Consider the following 16,733-nt stretch of genomic DNA (forward strand, 5'->3'; position numbering starts at 1 on the left):
CGCCGCGACGCCTAAGCGTCGTGCCTATGCCCCGTGCGCGCTTTCGCACCGCCGACGGTGCGGACTCGCGCACGACGCCGCAGGCGGCACTCATGCCGCGTCGAATCCGGCGTCGGCGAACACCTTCTTGGCCTGCTCCGACTTGATGAACTCCACGAACGCCGCGGCGGTCTTCGCGTTCGGCGCCTTGGCCAGCGGCGCGATCGGATAGGCGTTGACCGCTTTGGCCGACTCGGGGAACTCGATCCCCTCTACCTTGGCGCCCGCGGCCTGCACATCGGTGCGGTAGACCAGCGCGGCGTCGACCTCGTCGAGGGTCACCTTGGTCAGCACCGCCTTCACGTCCTGCTCGCGAGTGTCGGGCTGCGGGGTGATCCCGGCCGCCTCGAACACCTTCTTGGCGGCGGCGCCGCACGGCACCTGCTCGGCGCACAGCGCGATCCGCGGTTCGGTCTTGCCGAAATCGGCGAGTCCGGTGATCTTGCCCGGATTGCCCTTGGGCACCGCGATCTCGAGCCGGTTGTTCACGAAGGTCGCCGGCTGACCCTGTACCGCGCCGGCGTCCACGACCTGCTGCATGTTCGCCGGCGCGGCGGAGGCGAAGACGTCGGCGGGCGCGCCCTGCTTGATCTGCTCGGCCAGCGCCGAACTCGCCCCGAAGCTGTATTTCACCGTCACGCCGGGGTGCGCGGCCTCGAAATCCTTGCCGAGCTTGGTGAACGTCTCGGTCAGCGAGGCCGCCGCGAACACCGTGACCGTGCCGCCGATCTCGCCGCCGGCGTTGTTCGTCTCGTCGGACCCGCACGCGACCAGGCCTGCCGTGAGAGCCAGGGCCGCCGCCGTAGCGCCGAGTGTGCGGAATGTCTTCATCCTCATCAACTTTCTGGTACTTCGACCACGACATTGGTCGACTTGATCGAGGCGACGGCGATACTGCCGACCTCGAGGCCGAGTTCGTCCACCGATTCCCGGCTCACCAGCGAGACCAGCCGGAACGGACCGGCCTGCATCTCCACCTGGGCCATGACGGTGTCCTTGACGATGCGGGTCACGATGCCGCGCATGCGGTTGCGCGCCGAAGCGGCCACCGTGACGCCGGGGTCGTGCACCTCGGAGTGGTGCGTGCGCAGCAGCGCCGCCAAGTCCGCGCCGCGCACACCCTTGCGGCCGTTGTCGAGTTTGACCTCGTCGAGCCGCCCCTGGTCGATCCAGCGCCGCACAGTGTCGTCGCTGACGCCGAGCAGCGCCGCTGCTTCACTGATCCGCAAATTCGTCACATGTCAGATGATATTGCCGCCGATGCGGTTGACAAGTACTCAGGTCACCGAAAAACCGGATCATTTCTACGCGGGCGCCGCGACCGGTGCCAGCGGGTTGCCGGGCAGCGTGGGGAGGACTCGGCCGTCGGCCAGGCGCGCCACGATCCGCGATCCACCCAAGCGCGGATACGGAAAAACATGGAAAACAGGACCTCATTCGCGGAGAATACAGTTCGAAGGCTCCGCATCTCACCTACCCTGAGGAAATGAGCGCGCAGGATCTACCGCCGGAGTTGATCGAGATCATCGCCCGGTTCGAACTCGCTTTCCTGGTCACCGTCGGCGACCTGGGTCCGCACACCACCCCGCAGCATCCGGCCCTGGACAACGGCCGCTTCCTGATTTCCGGGCCGGGGCCGGTCACCTGCCGGAACATCACGGCCACCCCCGCGGTCACCCTGCTGTGGCCGCCCGCGGGCGCCGACGATCACGTCCTGATCATCGATGGCCACGCCGTCCTGCGTGACTTCACCCTCGAGGTGATTCCGGCCCAGGCCGTCCTGCACCACACCGGCGAGCCCGAATCGGCCACCCGCAAGTGTGCCGACTGTCGCCGCTTCAATCTCGCGCCGCCGCACCTGCTCGGCCGCACCGGGTCGTGAGAACGGCCCGGAGCCGCCAGGTGGCTCCGGGCCGTGGTCGTTGCGGCCCTGCGGGTTTCGCTCAGACGGCCGGGGGAGTCAGAGCCGCCTGCATCGCCACGCCGTCGACGTAGGTGTGCTTCTCCAGCACCTCGCCATCGGCGACCAGCACCAGATCCATGATGTCCACGTCCACCGGATTGCCGACGACCGAGGTGCCGGTCAGCGTCCACTGCACGGTCCAGAAGTCATCGCCGACGCGCAGGTTGACCAGTTCGAAGGTCAGGTCCGGGACGAGTGCGAAGTTGGCGGCCGCCGCGGCGCGGATCTCGGCGCGCCCGCGCGCGGGCTTGCCGCCGGAGTGCAGGTGGAAGATCGAATCGGGGGCGTGCAATGCGGCGATGCGGTCGGGGTCGCGATCGGCCCAGCAGGCGTGATAGCGCTCGAAGAGATCTCGGACGGCTTCGGACATGGCGGTCATCCTTCTAAGATACAAACAGGCTGACTGTATGTTCCCGGACATCGGCGGCCCCGGTCAAGACCTCCCACTAGACTTCGACGTCGCCATGAACACCGACCGCCGCACCCAAGCCGAACGCTCGGCCACGACCCGCGCCGCCGTCGTGCGCGCGGCCCGAGACCTGTTCGGCCGCCACGGATATGGCGCGGTGAGCACGGTCGCGGTCGCGGCGGCCGCCGGGGTCAGCCGGGGCGCGCTCTATCACCAGTTCGCCGACAAGCGGGACCTGTTCGAGGCCGTCTTCGAGGATCTGGAACGCGGCGTGGTCGCCGCGATCGAGGAGGCCGTGGACCGGGCGCAAGCCCCGGACCCGCTGGCGGGCCTCATCGTGGGCTGCCTGGCCTGCCTGCAGGCCTCGACCGCCCCGGACGTGCGGCGCATCGCGCTGCTCGACGCACCCGCGGTGCTGGGCTGGCGCCGGTGGCGCGACATCCAGCTCCGGCACACCATCGCCCTGGTGGAGGACGCGCTGAGCGCCGCCATCGCCGCGAATCAGGTACGGCCGCAGCCCGTCCGCCCGCTGGCGCTGGTGATCGTCGGCGCGCTCGACGAGGCCGCGCAGATAATCGCGCATTCCGAGTCCGCCGACGCCGATACCGCCGCCATCCGCGGCGTCGTCGAACAGCTCGTTTCCGGTCTCGCCGTCGACTGAAAACATTACGAATTCCCGTGATAGCGGAGCCGGTTGCGGCAAGTAACGCCATTCAATGGAATAGTTGGTGCGGCACGCACAGGACCAAAGCGAAAGCGGGGATGTTGGTGACTTCGACGGGACCGGGGACGGCAGACGGCGTAGCCGGCGGGGTGGGGAAGCCCAGTGTGAGCGGGGCGAATCTGGCGAAAGGTACGCCGGAGCCCGCGTCGGGCACCCTGGAACGTGACGTCCAGACCCTGGAGAAAGCGATCTACGAGGTCAAGCGGGTGATCGTCGGCCAGGATCGCCTGGTCGAGCGGCTGCTCGTCGGCGTCCTCGCGCGCGGTCACGTGCTGCTCGAGGGTGTCCCGGGTATCGCCAAAACCCTTGCGGTCGAGACTTTCGCCAAGGTCGTCGGCGGATCGTTCTCGCGCGTGCAGTTCACGCCCGACCTGGTGCCCACCGACCTCATCGGTACCCGCATCTACCGGCAGGGTCGCGAGCAATTCGACACCGAGCTCGGCCCGGTCGTCGCCAACTTCGTGCTCGCCGACGAAATCAACCGCGCGCCGGCCAAGGTGCAGTCCGCGCTGCTCGAGGTGATGGCCGAGCGGCACGTCTCGATCGGCGGCAAGACCTACCCGATGCCCGATCCGTTCCTGGTCATGGCGACCCAGAACCCGATCGAGAGCGAAGGCGTCTACCCGCTGCCCGAGGCGCAGCGCGACCGCTTCCTGTTCAAGGTCGTCGTCGACTACCCCTCGGTGGAGGAGGAGCGCGAGATCATCTACCGGATGGGCGTCACCCCGCCGGAGGCCAAGGCGATCCTGAACCCGGAGGAACTGGTCCGCCTGCAGAAGGTCGCCGCCGGCACCTTCGTGCACCATGCCCTGGTCGATTACGTCGTCCGCGTGATCGCCGCGACCCGCACGCCGCTGGAATTCGGCATGCCCGACGTCGCGAACTGGATTTCCTACGGCGCCTCGCCGCGCGCCAGCCTGGGCATCATCGCCGCCGCCCGCGCGGTCGCGCTGATCCGCGGCCGCGACTACGTGGTCCCGCAGGACGTCGTCGAGGTCATCCCGGATGTGCTGCGGCACCGCCTGGTCCTGTCCTACGACGCCCTGGCCGACGAGGTCACCCCCGAGGACGTGATCAAGCGCGTACTGCAGACCGTCGGCCTGCCGCAGGTAGCCCCGCAGGCTGTCGCGCCCAACGCCACGCCCGCTCCGGCCGCGCCCCCGGCGAACAACAATGCCGCGCCGCAGCAGCAGATCCCGCAGCCGCCGCAGGCCGCGCCGGCCATGTCGCAGGCGTCCGGCAACAACCAGCCCAAGTGACGGCGGCGCGGACACCCATGCCCACGCACGCACCACCGTCCTTCCGCGCCGGTGAGCTGACCGACCCGAAGCTGACGGCGGCGCTGAAGACCTTGGAACTGACCGTGCGCCGCCGCCTGGACGGCGTGCTGCACGGCGACCACCTCGGGCTCATCCCCGGCCCGGGCTCGGAACCGGGCGAGGCGCGCACCTACCAGCCGGGCGACGATGTGCGGCAGATGGATTGGTCGGTCACCGCCCGCACCACCCATCCGCACGTGCGGCAGATGATCGCCGACCGCGAGCTGGAGACCTGGATGGTCGTCGACCTGTCGGCCAGCCTGGATTTCGGCACCGCGAACTGCCAGAAACGCGATCTCGCGATCGCGGCCGCCGCGGCCATCACCCACCTGACCAGCGGCGGCGGCAACCGGATCGGCGCCGTGGTGGCCACCGGCGAGCAGCTGGTGCGCATCCCCGCCCGCAGCGGCCGGGTGCACGCGCAGTCACTGCTGCGCGGCATCGCGACCACCCCGCACGCCCGCGACGGTGTGCGCGGCGATCTGCGCGGCGGCATCGAGTCGCTGCGCCGGCCGCAGCGCAAACGCGGTCTGGCCGTGATCATCTCCGATTTCCTGGGCGACATCGATTGGCAGCGCTCGCTGCGCGCCATCTCCGCGCGCCACGATCTGCTCGCCGTCGAGGTGCTCGATCCGCGCGATCTGGAACTGCCCGACGTGGGCGATGTGGTGCTGCACGATCCCGAGACCGGGCGCACCCGCGAATTCAGCGTGACGCCCACGCTGCGCGCCGATTTCGCGGCCGCCGCCCAGCGCCATCGTCAGCAGGTCGAGCAGGCGCTGCGGTCCTGCGGCGCGCCGGTGCTCACCTTGCAGACCGACCGGGACTGGATCGCCGACGTGGTCCGGTTCGTGTCCACCCGGCGCCACAGCTTCGGCGCCCCGAGCGGACGGGCCCCGCGTCAGTGAGTATTTCGCATTTCACCGCGCTGATCTGGCTCGGTTTCCTCGTCGTGATCGCGCTCATCCTGCTCGGCTATGTGCTGGTGCAGCGGGGCCGGCACAAACGCATGCTGACCTTCTCCAATATGGAGTTGCTGGAGAAGGTGGCCCCCGCGCGGCCCTCGCCGATGCGGCACGTGCCGATCGCGCTGATGCTGGTCGGCCTGATCCTGCTCACCATCGCGGCCGCCGGCCCGACGGCGGTCAAGAAGGTGCCGCGCAACCGGGCCACGGTCATGCTGGTGATGGACGTGTCGCTGTCCATGCAGGCCACCGACGTGCAGCCGAGCCGGTTGCAGGTGGCGCAGAAGGCGGGCAAGGAATTCGTCGACGGTCTGCCCCAGGGCCTCAACATCGGGTTCGTCACCTTCGCCGGTACCGCGTCGGTGATGGTGTCCCCGACCGTCGACCACGAAGCCGTCAAGGTCGCCATCGACAATGTGCGCCTGGCCGAGCGCACCGCGACCGGTGAGGGCATCCTGACCGCGATCCAGGCGATCGAGACCCTCGGCACCGTGCTGGGCGGCGGCTCCGAACCGCCGCCGGCCCGGATCGTGCTGATGTCGGACGGCAAGCAGACGGTGCCCTCGTTCGAGGACGTGGACAATCCGCGGCACGAATACGTCGCGGCCCGCCTGGCGAAGGCGAAGAACATTCCGATCTCGACCATTTCGTTCGGCACCAGCTGGGGCGCGGTGGAGATCCCGCGCGAGGGCGGCGGCAACGACGAGGTGCGGGTCCCGGTGGACGACGAGGCGATGCGCGAGCTGGCCAAGCTGTCCGGCGGCGAGTTCTATACCGCGGCCTCGCTGCAAGAACTCACCAAGGTGTACGACACGCTGGAACAGCAGATCGGCTACGAACTGACCCGGGGCGACGCCAGTCGTCCGTGGCTGTTGTTCGGCCTGCTGATCACCGCCGCCGGTGTCATCAGCGGATTGCTGTTGCGCCAGCGCCTTCCGTAATTTCCCCGGTCTCGCATTGTGGTTCCGCACAAGGCAAGCCCGGAAAGTCTGGGGTGCCCGGGCGCTGCCGCGCGAACTCGAACAGATAGGTTGAAGCCCATGTCGAACATCACATCCCGGTCGGTCTTGGTGACCGGCGGTAACCGCGGCATCGGTCTCGCGGTCGCGCAGCGTCTGCTCGCCGACGGCCACAAGGTGGCTGTCACGCATCGTGGTTCGGGGGTGCCGGACGGGCTGTTCGGCGTGAAATGCGACGTGACCGATTCGGCCGCCGTGGATCAGGCGTTCAGCGAGGTCGAGGCGCACCAGGGTCCGGTCGAGGTCGTCGTGGCGAACGCGGGCATCGTGGACAACACGCTGTTCATGCGCATGAGCGAGGAGTCCTTCACCAAGGTCATCGACGCGAACCTCACCGGTGCGTGGCGAGTCGCCCAGCGCGCCAACCGCAATATGCTCAAGGGCCGCTGGGGCCGGGTCATCTTCCTCGGCTCGGTGGTCGGCCAGATCGGCGCGCCCGGTCAGGTCAACTACGCGGCGGCCAAGGCCGGCCTGGTCGGCATGGCGCGCGCCATCACCCGTGAGGTCGGCAAGCGCAACATCACCGCGAATGTGGTGGCCCCCGGCCTGATCGACACCGACATGACCCGCGAGGACATGACCGAGGAGATGCGCAAGGCCGCGCTGGAGTTCATCCCCGCCGGCCGGATCGGCCAGGGCGAGGACGTCGCGGCGGCGATCAGCTTCCTCGCCTCCGACGACGCCTCCTACATCTCCGGCGCGATCATCCCGGTCGACGGCGGCATGGGCATGGGCCACTGACCGGTTCGACCCGGTCCGCGCACACAACGACGACAACAGGAGAACCGACCAACCCATGAGTGGACTGCTCGAGGGCAAGACCGTCCTCATCACCGGCATCATCACCGATTCCTCCATCGCCTTCTCCGCGGCCGCGGTCGCGCAGGAGCAGGGGGCGAAGGTGATCATCACCGGTATCCCGGAACGGTTGCGGCTGATCGATCGGATCGCCAAGCGGCTGCCGCAGGAGGTGCCCCCGGCGATCCCGCTGGACGTCACCAACGAGGAGAACCTGGCGGCGCTGGCCGACCAGCTGCGTGAGCTCGCGCCCGAGGGCATCGACGGCGTGCTGCACTCGATCGCCTTCGCGCCCAAGACGCTCATGGGCCCGGACGCGGTGCCGTTCCTGGAGGGGCCCGGCCCCGATGTGGCGAAGTCCTTCGAGATCTCCGCGTGGAGCTACGCCTCGCTGGCGCGCGCCGTGCTGCCGGTGATGAACGAGCGCGGCTCGATCGTGGGCATGGATTTCGATCCGCGCACCGCGATGCCGTACTACAACTGGATGGGCGTGTCCAAGGCCGCCCTGGAGTCGGTGAACCGGTACGTGGCCCGGGAAGTGGGTTACGCCAAGAAGATTCGCTCCAACCTGATCGCCGCCGGCCCGGTCAAGACGCTCGCGGCGAAGGCGATCGCGGGCACCGCGACCGACGACGCCAAGCAGCTGCGTCAGCTCGACATGTACTGGGACGGCGCGTCGCCGATCGGCTGGGACGGCGCCGACGCGCGCGCGGTGGGCAAGTCCATCTGCGCGCTGCTCTCGGATTGGCTGCCCGCCACCACCGGTTCGATCATCTACGTCGACGGCGGCGCCAGCCACAACATGTGGTTCCCGCCGGAGGGCTTCGAGGCCAACTGACCCGATGACTGCCGACGCGCTGCTATTGCTGTCCTTCGGCGGCCCGGAACGCCCCGAGGACGTGATGCCGTTCCTGGAGAACGTCACTCGGGGTCGCGGGGTGCCGCGGGAACGTCTCGAAGAGGTCGCACAGCACTACCTGCACTTCGGCGGCGTCTCGCCGATCAACGCGCTCAACCTCGACATCATCGCCGCGGTCGAGCGCGAATTGGCCGCGGCCGGGCTGGAACTGCCGGTGTATTTCGGCAACCGGAACTGGCATCCGATGGCGGAGGACACCGTCGCGCGGATGACCGCCGACGGCGTGCGCTCCGCGCTGGTCTTCCCGACCTCGGCGTGGGGCGGCTACTCGGGCTGCCTGCAGTACCAGGAGGACATCACCAGGTCCCGCGCGGCGGTGGGGGCCGACGCGCCGGACCTGATGAAGCTGCGGCAGTATTTCGACCATCCGCTGCTGATCGAGTCGTTCGCGGACGCGATTCGCGCTGCGGTGCGGCAGCTTCCGGCGGAGCGGCGGGAGCGGGCGCGGCTGGTGTTCACCGCGCATTCCATCCCGGTCTCGGCCGATGTGGCCGCGGGCCCGCCCGCCGACGGCGGTCACCTCTACAGCCGCCAGGTGGCGGAGGCGGCGCGCCTGTGCGCGGCGGCCACCGGATTCGACGACTACGACGTGGTCTGGCAGTCCCGGTCGGGTCCGCCGCAGGTGCCGTGGCTGGAGCCCGACATCGTCGATCATCTGGACGCGTTGTCCGGCAAGGGGATCGACGCCGTGGTGGTGTGCCCGGTGGGATTCGTCTCCGATCACCTCGAGGTGATCTGGGATCTGGACAACGAGGCGCGGGAGAAGGCGGCCGAGCTCGGCATGGCCTTCGCACGGGCGGCGACGCCGGGCACGGATCCGCGTTTCGCGCGGTTGGTCGTGGAGCTGGTCCGCGAGCACGTGGGCGGTGTCGCGGCTCGGCGGCTCGGCGAGGTGCCCGGTTACGGCTGCACCCGCGACGGCGCACCGTGCGCCGTCGGCTGCTGTGCCGTCAGCCGTCCCGCGCGCGACTAGCTCGCCGCACGCGCGCTGGGTATTCTGGGTGGTTTGCCCGAGTCCCGCGCGCGTGCGCTAGCATCGGTGCGTTCCTCGGCCCATTGGGCCACAGCACTTTTCGACGGGGGAGGCCCATCGTTGTTCGGCGACGTCCTGACCAATGCGAATCTGCTGGCCGTGCAGGCTTTTCAGCTGACCTCGGCCACGGAGACCTTCGAGGCGCGCCGGGGTGGCGGCGGCAGTAGCAGCGGCTCGTCCTGTAATCCGGATTACGAGGATTGCGACGACAACAGCTGGATCTTCTGGGTTCTGCTCGCCATTGTCGTCGCGGTCGCGCTGTTCTTCCTCATCCGCTGGATTCTGCGCCAGCAGGCCAACCGTCCTGCGCCGCCGCCGTTCCAGCCGCCGCAGCAGCAGTTCCCACCCCAGCAGTTCGGTCAGCAGCAGTTCGGCCAGCCGCAATACGGGCAACAGCCGTACGGCCGGCAGCAATACGGGCAGCCCGCGCCGCAGGGCCATCCGCAGCAGCAATACGGCCAATCCGCGCCGCAGGGTTATCCACAGCAGCCCTATGGCCAACAGCCGCCCCCGCAGTACCCGCCCCAGGGCTACCCGCAGCCGGGCTATGCGCCGCAGCAATACCCGCCGCCGGGTCAGTACCGGCCCTAGCGCCGATCACTGACCGCCGCGCGCCGCCGCGTGCACCGCGACCAGGCGCGCGGCGCGGATCGCGTTCCACAGCGGGCGCAGCAGATCTTCCTGAGCGCTGATGGCGGTGACCGAGGTGGGCGCCGAGGCCGGTTCCCGCTGCGCCACGGTGAGAATCGCGGCGACGTGGTCGGCCGAATCGAGGATGCGTTTGGCGCGCAACGGGATCGACTCGGGGTAGTCGTGGCGGGAGTAGGCGGCGAGCTCGGCCTCGATCAGCTCGCGCGGGTCGGAATCGGCCGCGCCCGCGGCGGTGGTGTGCAGCTTCATCAAAGCGTCGGCGGCGTCGCGCACGGCCTCGCGCATCGTGTATTCGGCTTCGCCGAGCGGCATCTCGTCCACCGGGGCCGCGGGAATCGGCGCGGTGTAGACCGTCCACTGCAGGGCACCGTCGTCGGCGAGGTGCGGAATCAGGCCGGTGCCCTGACGGCCCGGCACACCGATCAGCAGGCCCTGCTCGGCTTCCACCGCGTCGGCGGCGAACTCGGTGCCGACCGGCAACCCGCGCACATCGCCGGGGACCGGCAGTACCAGCCGCAGCTGGGCGCCCGGCTCGGCCATGGCCTCGCGAATCACCTTGAGCAGAGCCATGACTCCGCTGCCGGCGGTGTTGCCGTGCGCGGACCACGGCAGGTCGGTGCGGCCGCCGGTGATCGGATCGCCCGCGGCGATGGTGTGGCGCGGGGCCCAGGCGTGTAGTGCCTCGAGCACGTCGTCGGGCGCGCTGCAGCCGGCCAGCCAGGAGCCGGCCCACACCGTCAGGGTGGCACTTGGAGAGCACATAATCATCGAGCATAAAGGGTCCGCGCCACTGGCGGGCAGCGCCTGCACAACCCTTGTGAGCTGGTCCCTTCCTACTCGGGCTCGGTGACGAAGTCGATCAGGCGCTCCACCGCTCCGATCAACGGGGCTTCCAGGTCGCGGAAGGATTCCACGGCGTTGTACACCCGGCGCCAGCCTTCCTGCGGCGTGCCCCAGCCGAGGCGGCGGCAGATGCCCGTCTTCCAGTCCTCGCCGCGCGGCACCGTCGGCCAGGCGTCGATCCCGACGGCGGCGGGGCGCACCGCCTGCCACACATCGATGTAGGGATGGCCGGTCACCAGCACGTGCGGCCCGAGCCCGGTGGTCAGCTGGGTCTCCTTGGAGCCGGTGACCAGATGATCGACCAGCACGCCCACCCGCTGCCCGGGCCCCGGCTCGAACTCGGTGAGCCGCTGCGCGAGATTGTCCAGGCCCTCGAGGTGTTCCACGACAACGCCTTCCACGCGCAGGTCGTGCCCCCAGACCCGCTCCACCAGGGCGGCGTCGTGCACGCCCTCGACCCAGATCCGGCTGCCGCGCGCGACCCGCGCGCGCAGGCCCTCGACCCGGGTGGAGCCCGACGCCGAGCGCGTGGGCCGCTCGGGCCCGCCCGTCGCGGGTTTGACCAGGGTGACCGGTTCGCCGTCGATCAGGAACGCGGCCTCGCGCAGCGCGAACAGCCGCACCGCGCCCCGGGCGTCCTCGAGTTTGACGAATTCGCCGTCGTAGCTGCGATCGAAACCGACTACGGCGCCGCAGAATCCGGTCGCCGCGTCCTCGACGACCAGATCGCGCTCGGCCGGCACGGTCGGCACCGCGCGTTTCCTGGATCGGGCGTGCCCGGAGAAGATGTCGCCGCCGTAGATGTCGCGTCCGCTCACCCCGCCGAAGGTAGCACCGTCGGCGCGCCGATCGTGCCGGGCCGCTGGGGGATTCATCGTCACAATCCCGATATCCGCGCACTCCCCGAGATCATCGGCGGCGCTCTACAGTGGTGGCGTGGCCGCAATAGTTTGGCTGGTCGCGGGGGTTCTGCTCGCGGCGGCCGAGATGCTCACCGGTGATCTGACCTTGCTGATGCTCGGTGTCGCTGCCTTGGGCACGGCCGGGGTGAGCGCCGTGGCGGGCACCTCGGTGGTGGCCGACGCGCTGATCTTCGGCGGGATCTCGGCGGTGCTGATTCTGGGGCTGCGCCCGATGCTGCGGCGCAGATTCGGGACGCCGCCGCCGATCCCGACGAATGTGGACGCGCTGCTGGGCAAGCAGGCGCTGGTGCTGGAGCAGGTCGGCGCGCACGCCGGCCTGGTGCAACTGGGTGGTGAGCGGTGGACGGCGCGGCCGATGGATCCGGCCGAGGTCTACGAGCCCGGCGCCACCGTCTCCGTCTGGAAGATCGACGGCGCCACCGCCGTCGTATGGAAGGGACCGTAAATGACCGTACTGATCGTCGCTGCCGTCCTCATCTTGTTGTTCGTGGTGGTGGTGGTCAAATCCATCGCCCTGGTGCCGCAGGCGGAGGCCGCGGTCATCGAGCGTCTCGGCAGATACTCGCGCACCGCGTCCGGTCAGCTGACCTTCCTGGTGCCCTTCGCCGATCGCATCCGCGCCAAGGTCGATCTGCGCGAGCGGGTGGTCTCGTTCCCGCCGCAACCGGTGATCACCCAGGACAATCTGACGCTGCAGATCGATTCGGTGGTGTACTTCCAGGTCACCAGCCCGCAGTCGGCGGTCTACGAGATCAGCAACTACATCTCCGCGGTCGAGCAGCTCACCGTCACCACCCTGCGCAACGTGGTCGGCGGCATGACGCTGGAGGAGACGCTGACCTCCCGCGACCAGATCAACAATCAGCTGCGCGGGGTGCTGGACGAGGCGACGGGCCGCTGGGGCCTGCGCGTGGCCCGGGTGGAGTTGAAGGCGATCGATCCGCCGCCGTCGATCCAGGAGTCGATGGAGAAGCAGATGAAGGCCGACCGCGAGAAGCGCGCGATGATCCTCACCGCCGAGGGCCAGCGCGAATCGCAGATCAAGACGGCCGAGGGCGCCAAGCAGGCGCAGATCCTGTCCGCCGAGGGCGGCAAGCAGTCCGCGATCCTCGAGGCCGAGGGTGAGCGCCAGAGCCGGATCCTGCGCGCCCAGGGCGAGCGCGCCGCCGCCTACCTGCAGGCGCAGGGCCAGGCCAAGGCGATCGAGAAGGTCTTCGCGGCAATCAAATCCGGCAAACCGACCCCGGAACTGCTGGCCTACCAGTACATGCAGACACTGCCGCTGGTGGCGCGCGGCGACGCGAACAAGGTGTGGCTGGTGCCCAGCGATTTCGGCAAGGCGCTGGAGGGGTTCGCCAAGAGCTTCGGCACCCGGGGCGAGGACGGCGTGTTCCGGTACGAGGCGCCGGAACCGGACGGTACCGAGGCCAAGGCCGACGACGAGGCCGAGGTGGCCGACTGGTTCGACACGGCCCCCGACCCGACCATCGAGAAGGCGGTCCGCGCCGCGGAGGCCACCGCCCGCACGCCGGTGGAGGGCCTCGGCGTCACCCCCGGTCTCGCCCGGGAGCCGGCGCCGCACCAGTCGGTGCTGCCGGAATCGGAGGAGCAGCCGCAGCTGGAGAAACGCCCGCCCGCCGAGCCCGGGCACGAGGACCGCCCCGGGTACGGCCGGCCGTGGCAGCCACCGGAGAATTACCGGCAGTAATCACACCGCGCGGACCGGATCGGATCGCGGTGCGAGACAATGCGATCAGAGGTTCGCGGCGAATGTGACGTACCCCACGCATAGTCGGCGCATCGCTGGGTATGACGCCCTCGGCTCAGGCCTCGAACTGACCGCACGCATGAGGGAAAGGGGCCGGTGGCCGATGCTCGACGAGCGCCGCGCGGAGCGCGGAGACCTCGACCGACCTGTCGGTGTCGGATGGGACCGGGAAGCATCGCTGCTGCTGGTCGAGGACGATCCGGCCGACGCGCTCCTGGTGGAGGAGCTGGTGGCCGACGTCGGCCCCGGACTGCGCCTGGAGTGGGCGCGCACGCTCGCCGAGGCCGCGGATCGGCTGGCCGCGGGCGCGCCCGACTGCGTGCTGCTCGATCTGCACCTGCCCGACGCCCACGGCCTGGAGGCGCTGGCCCGGGTGCGCGCCTGCAACGACGAGGTCGCGGTGGTCGTGCTGACCGGTCTGGATCAGGAACAGACCGGCCTGTCCGCCGTCGCCGCGGGCGCACAGGACTATCTGGTCAAGGGCCGGGTCGAACCCGAACTGTTCGGTCGCGCCGTGCGCTACGCCATTCAGCGCAAGCAGGCCGAGAAGGCCACGGCCGAGTTGCGCGCGAGTCAGATGCGGGCCCGGGAGAACGCGCGCCTGGAACGCGGCCTGCTGCCGACGCCGCTGGTGCACGGCCCGCGCCGGGTCGACGTGGTCGCCCGCTACCGGCCGGGCCGGGCGCAATCGCTGCTCGGCGGCGATTTCTACGATGTGGTCCAGCTGCCGGACGGCACCGTGCACGCGGTGATCGGCGACGTCTCCGGCCACGGTCCCGACGAGGCCGCCACCGGGGTGGCCCTGCGCCTGGCCTGGCGCACGCTGGTGCTCAGCGGCATCAGCGGCACCGGCCAGCTGCGGCTGCTGGAACAGATGCTGCTGGCCGAGCGCACCGGCGCGCAGACCTTCGTGACGGCCAGCACGTTGGTGTTCGATCCGGATCGGCAGCGGGTACAGATCATCCGAGCCGGTCATCCGGGCATGCTGTGCTGCTCCGCCGATGGCGTGGAGTGGCTGGAGGTGCCGGGCGGCCCGGCACTGGGCTTCCTGCCCGGGCAGGCGTCGTGGACCAGTCACGAGGTGCCGCTGCGCTCCGACCAGGGCCTGGTGCTGTTCACCGACGGGCTGTTCGAGGGCCGGGTGGGCCCGGGTTCCGAGCGGCTCGGCGAGGAGGGTTTGCTGGAGGTGGCGCGCACGCTCGCCGGGCGCGCGCCGGAGGATTTCGTCGATCAACTCATCGACCGTGTCGAACTCGCCACCGGTGGCGGTGACGGCTGGGACGACGACCTCGCCGTGATGTATCTGCACTGGACCGCAAGGAGTTCCGAGAACCGATGAGCCCATCCGTGGAGCGACCCCGAGGCGTCGGCCGGCTGACCGTGCAAGGCTGGTTCCAGGTGGTGCTGGCCTCGATGATTCTGCTGGCCGCGGTCGGCACGGTGCTGGGCGCCCAGGTCATCCAGCAGACCAACCACGTCACCGATCGGCTGCTGAATCGCTCGCTGCCCGCCGCCGCCGAGACCTATCGGCTGCAGAGCGCGCTGGTCGACCAGGAGACGGGCCTGCGCGGCTTCGCCATCGCCCGGGACCGGGAGCTGCTGCTGCCCTACACCGAGGGCATCGCGGTCGAGGCGGACGCGGTCACGCGACTACAGGAACTGCTCGCCGGCCGCGAGACCCTGCTGGCCGATCTGGACGCCGTCGAAGCCGCGGCGCGAAGCTGGCGCGCCGACTACGCCGATCCGGTCGTCGCGGCCGCGCCGGTGGGGCCCGTCGCTCCGCCCGACGTGGTGCGCGGCAAGGAGATGTTCGACAGCCTCCGCGCGCGGTTCACCACCCAGAACGAGGATCTCGCCGTCGCGGTCGCCGCCGACCGCGCCGAACTCGCCGCGACCCGGGAGCGCCGCGACCTGGTGCTGGCCGGCATCGTCGCGGGCTTCGTGCTGCTCGGCATCGTGATGCTGGTGCTGGTGCGCCGCTTGGTCGCGCGGCCGCTGAAGTATCTGGAGTCCGGCTCGGCCCGGGTCGCGGCCGGTGATTTCGATCATCACATCTCCGCGCACGGCCCCGCCGATCTGGCGACCGTCGCCGAGGCCGTGGAGGCGATGCGCCGCCGGGTCGTCGACGAGCTGGCCACCGCGCGCACCAAGGAAGCGGTGCTGGCCCAGCAGACCATCGAATTGGACGCGCAGACCGTCGAGTTGCGGCGCTCGAATGCCGAGCTGGAGCAGTTCGCCTACGTCGCCTCGCACGATCTGCAGGAGCCGCTGCGCAAGGTCGCCTCGTTCTGTCAGCTGCTGGAGAAGCGCTATGGTGGCCAGCTCGACGAGCGCGGCAAGCAGTACATCGATTTCGCGGTCGACGGCGCCAAGCGCATGCAGGTGCTGATCAACGATCTGCTCACCTTCTCCCGGGTCGGCCGGGTCAACGATTCCAAGGTGCCCACCGACCTGGGGCAGACGTTGGACAAGGCGCTGAGTAATCTTGCCGCGGTGATCGAGGATTCGGGGGCGCGCATCGAGCGGCCGGAGACGATGCCCGAGATCTCCGGCGATCCCACGCTGCTGACCATGCTGTGGCAGAACTTGATCGGCAACGCCGTGAAGTTCGCCCGGCCCGACGAGCCGCCGGTGATCTCCATCGACTGCGCGGCGGGCGAGTCCGGCGAGTGGCGGTTCACCGTGACCGACAACGGCATCGGCATCCCGGCCGAGTTCGCGGACAAGGTGTTCGTGATCTTCCAACGCCTGCACAGCCGCGACGAATACAGTGGAACGGGCATCGGTCTGGCACTGTGTAAGAAGATCGTCGAATTCCACGGCGGCACCATCCGAATCGACACCGAGTACACCGGCGGTACGCGATTCCACTTCACGCTCGACACCGCTGTCATAGACCAAGGAGTTCTCGTATGACCGATCCCGGACGCCCCATCGATATCCTGCTCGTCGAAGACGATCCGGGCGATGAGCTGATGACCAGGGAGGCGTTCGAGGACAACAAGATCGGTAACACCCTGCACGTCGCGCGCGACGGTCAGGAGGCGCTCGATTTCCTCTACCGCGAGGGTGTGCACGCCGGTGCGCCGCAGCCGGATCTGATCCTGCTCGATCTGAACCTGCCCAAGTACGACGGCCGACAGGTGCTGGAGAAGATCAAGTCCGATCCGGACCTGAGCCACATCCCGGTGGTGGTGCTCACCACGTCGGCGGCGGAGGAGGACATCCTGCGCAGCTACCGGCTGCACGCGAACGCCTACGTCACCAAGCCGGTGGATCTGGATCAATTCGTCGCCGCGATCAAGCAGATCGACGATTTCTTCGTCCAGGTGGTGCGGCTGCCCCCGCAGCCGCGCTGAC

19 protein-coding genes are annotated in these 16,733 nt (G+C 69.4%); 14 read left to right on the forward strand and 5 right to left on the reverse strand.

What is annotated here, in order from left to right:
* Positions 1–90: 90 nt before the first annotated feature.
* Together modA and AB0I43_RS17335 are read right to left on the reverse strand one after the other, a co-directional pair.
* Complete coding sequence (gene modA, locus AB0I43_RS17330; RefSeq protein ID WP_356978340.1) at positions 91–876, reverse strand: molybdate ABC transporter substrate-binding protein; 786 nt, start codon at positions 874–876, stop codon at positions 91–93.
* Positions 876–1,277, reverse strand: a complete 402-nt coding sequence (locus tag AB0I43_RS17335) for a helix-turn-helix transcriptional regulator (RefSeq protein WP_356978339.1) — start codon at positions 1,275–1,277, stop codon at positions 876–878. Before AB0I43_RS17335 ends, modA begins: the two co-directional genes overlap by 1 nt.
* 248 nt (positions 1,278–1,525) lie before the next feature.
* Between AB0I43_RS17335 and AB0I43_RS17340 the strand changes: the two genes are divergently transcribed.
* Positions 1,526–1,921, forward strand: coding sequence for a pyridoxamine 5'-phosphate oxidase family protein (locus AB0I43_RS17340; RefSeq protein ID WP_356978337.1), 396 nt, complete (start codon positions 1,526–1,528; stop codon positions 1,919–1,921).
* Between the two features lie 61 nt (positions 1,922–1,982).
* Here the strand turns inward: AB0I43_RS17340 and AB0I43_RS17345 are convergent, their stop codons facing one another.
* Positions 1,983–2,381 carry a nuclear transport factor 2 family protein gene (locus AB0I43_RS17345; protein ID WP_357432444.1) on the reverse strand — a complete coding sequence of 133 codons (399 nt, stop codon included), beginning with the start codon at positions 2,379–2,381 and terminating at the stop codon, positions 1,983–1,985.
* A gap of 85 nt (positions 2,382–2,466) precedes the next feature.
* Between AB0I43_RS17345 and AB0I43_RS17350 the strand changes: the two genes are divergently transcribed.
* The 8 genes from AB0I43_RS17350 to AB0I43_RS17385 all read left to right on the forward strand — a co-directional run bounded on the left by AB0I43_RS17350 (position 2,467) and on the right by AB0I43_RS17385 (position 9,779).
* Positions 2,467–3,072 (forward strand): TetR/AcrR family transcriptional regulator, encoded by a 606-nt coding sequence (locus AB0I43_RS17350; RefSeq protein ID WP_357432445.1) that lies wholly within the window; start codon positions 2,467–2,469, stop codon positions 3,070–3,072.
* Positions 3,073–3,239: 167 nt separating this feature from the next.
* The gene (locus tag AB0I43_RS17355) at positions 3,240–4,394 is read left to right on the forward strand and encodes a MoxR family ATPase (protein WP_357432446.1); all 1,155 of its coding nucleotides are present in this window, start codon (positions 3,240–3,242) and stop codon (positions 4,392–4,394) included.
* A 17-nt stretch (positions 4,395–4,411) separates the two neighbouring features.
* Positions 4,412–5,362 (forward strand): DUF58 domain-containing protein, encoded by a 951-nt coding sequence (locus AB0I43_RS17360; RefSeq protein WP_356978330.1) that lies wholly within the window; start codon positions 4,412–4,414, stop codon positions 5,360–5,362.
* Complete coding sequence (locus tag AB0I43_RS17365) at positions 5,359–6,360, forward strand: VWA domain-containing protein (RefSeq protein WP_356978329.1); 1,002 nt, start codon at positions 5,359–5,361, stop codon at positions 6,358–6,360. The genes AB0I43_RS17360 and AB0I43_RS17365 overlap by 4 nt, the downstream gene beginning before the upstream one ends.
* A gap of 99 nt (positions 6,361–6,459) precedes the next feature.
* Entirely contained in the window at positions 6,460–7,179 is a 720-nt protein-coding gene (gene fabG1 / locus AB0I43_RS17370; protein WP_356978327.1) for a 3-oxoacyl-ACP reductase FabG1, read from the forward strand.
* Positions 7,180–7,234: 55 nt separating this feature from the next.
* On the forward strand, positions 7,235–8,074 hold the full coding sequence (gene inhA, locus AB0I43_RS17375; RefSeq protein ID WP_356978325.1) for an NADH-dependent enoyl-ACP reductase InhA: 840 nt from the start codon (positions 7,235–7,237) through the stop codon (positions 8,072–8,074).
* A gap of 4 nt (positions 8,075–8,078) precedes the next feature.
* Complete coding sequence (locus AB0I43_RS17380) at positions 8,079–9,128, forward strand: ferrochelatase (protein ID WP_356978323.1); 1,050 nt, start codon at positions 8,079–8,081, stop codon at positions 9,126–9,128.
* A gap of 120 nt (positions 9,129–9,248) precedes the next feature.
* Entirely contained in the window at positions 9,249–9,779 is a 531-nt protein-coding gene (locus tag AB0I43_RS17385) for a hypothetical protein (protein ID WP_356978321.1), read from the forward strand.
* A gap of 6 nt (positions 9,780–9,785) precedes the next feature.
* Here AB0I43_RS17385 and AB0I43_RS17390 read toward each other — a convergent pair whose 3' ends face one another.
* Both AB0I43_RS17390 and AB0I43_RS17395 read right to left on the reverse strand, forming a co-directional pair.
* Positions 9,786–10,601 carry a hypothetical protein gene (locus AB0I43_RS17390; protein ID WP_356978320.1) on the reverse strand — a complete coding sequence of 272 codons (816 nt, stop codon included), beginning with the start codon at positions 10,599–10,601 and terminating at the stop codon, positions 9,786–9,788.
* 71 nt (positions 10,602–10,672) lie between these two features.
* Complete coding sequence (locus AB0I43_RS17395; protein ID WP_356978558.1) at positions 10,673–11,500, reverse strand: DUF3097 domain-containing protein; 828 nt, start codon at positions 11,498–11,500, stop codon at positions 10,673–10,675.
* 118 nt (positions 11,501–11,618) lie between these two features.
* On the opposite strand from AB0I43_RS17395, the gene AB0I43_RS17400 reads away from it, so the two are divergent.
* From AB0I43_RS17400 to AB0I43_RS17420, 5 genes are all read left to right on the forward strand, one after another.
* Positions 11,619–12,050, forward strand: a complete 432-nt coding sequence (locus AB0I43_RS17400; protein ID WP_356978318.1) for an NfeD family protein — start codon at positions 11,619–11,621, stop codon at positions 12,048–12,050.
* Entirely contained in the window at positions 12,051–13,313 is a 1,263-nt protein-coding gene (locus AB0I43_RS17405) for an SPFH domain-containing protein (protein ID WP_356978316.1), read from the forward strand. It abuts the gene before it with no gap.
* 163 nt (positions 13,314–13,476) lie between these two features.
* Entirely contained in the window at positions 13,477–14,712 is a 1,236-nt protein-coding gene (locus AB0I43_RS17410; RefSeq protein ID WP_356978314.1) for a fused response regulator/phosphatase, read from the forward strand.
* The gene (locus AB0I43_RS17415; protein ID WP_356978312.1) at positions 14,709–16,289 is read left to right on the forward strand and encodes an ATP-binding protein; all 1,581 of its coding nucleotides are present in this window, start codon (positions 14,709–14,711) and stop codon (positions 16,287–16,289) included. The genes AB0I43_RS17410 and AB0I43_RS17415 overlap by 4 nt, the downstream gene beginning before the upstream one ends.
* On the forward strand, positions 16,286–16,732 hold the full coding sequence (locus tag AB0I43_RS17420; RefSeq protein ID WP_356978310.1) for a response regulator: 447 nt from the start codon (positions 16,286–16,288) through the stop codon (positions 16,730–16,732). Before AB0I43_RS17415 ends, AB0I43_RS17420 begins: the two co-directional genes overlap by 4 nt.
* The last annotated feature ends 1 nt before the right edge of the window (position 16,733 follow it).

The sequence above is a fragment of the Nocardia sp. NPDC050435 genome, assembly GCF_040655395.1.
Lineage (GTDB): Bacteria > Actinomycetota > Actinomycetes > Mycobacteriales > Mycobacteriaceae > Nocardia.